Below are 649 nucleotides of genomic sequence, written 5' to 3'. Positions count from 1 at the left end.
TTACCGCGCTTTTCTTTTCTTGTCCGCTATTTATATCTATTTTTTAATCTAATTCAAAAGAAAGTTGTTCCTGCTTTTCGTTTCCTTTTTCGTGGAATTGTCTTAAGGCCTGATCAATAATATCTAAATCCGTTTCTGTTTCAATCAATGGCGCGAGTACATCGTATTCGGCCTTTTTAGTTTGATAATCCTCTTCCTTTGGAAAATTTTTCTCAATTTCAACTTTAGCAGTATTCCATTTATCCTTTAATTCATCCAATAAGTTCTGAGTTTTCACTTGGTCCTCTTTAATGTGATCAATCGTATGCTGAAGCCTTTGAATTGTCCCCAAAGGAGAATACAAATCTAAACTGACAGAATACTGATTTTCTCCCACAATCTTAACAGAGAAGGTTTCAGGAAGAGGTTGATTTGTTGGAAGACTAAGCATTTTAATCTCAAACCCTCGATAACTGGCTAGGGTGCGAAATTCTTTGCTATCAGCTTGATTATGACGGATAAGACGGTGTAGGGATTCACCTGCTTCAGATCGTTGATCAAAAGCTTGCTTACCTACCGTCATAGAAAATACCTGGTCTTTTGACATTTCAGACTGTTGAATGTCGCCTTCATACTTACTTAATCGTTTCTCAAGAATGGGCATATTTTC

General features: G+C 36.5%; 1 protein-coding gene. It reads right to left on the bottom strand.

The window, feature by feature from the left end; translation table 11 throughout:
- Positions 1 to 43 precede the first annotated feature (43 nt).
- A partial coding sequence (locus HMPREF2701_RS02575) for a helicase SNF2 (protein ID WP_070482034.1) occupies positions 44 to 649 on the bottom strand: 606 nt, incomplete at its 5' end.

Origin of the sequence: Streptococcus sp. HMSC077D04, assembly GCF_001808785.1 — a bacterium.
Classification (GTDB): domain Bacteria; phylum Bacillota; class Bacilli; order Lactobacillales; family Streptococcaceae; genus Streptococcus; species Streptococcus mitis_BX.
This window is presented reverse-complemented; position numbering and strand designations above follow the sequence as displayed.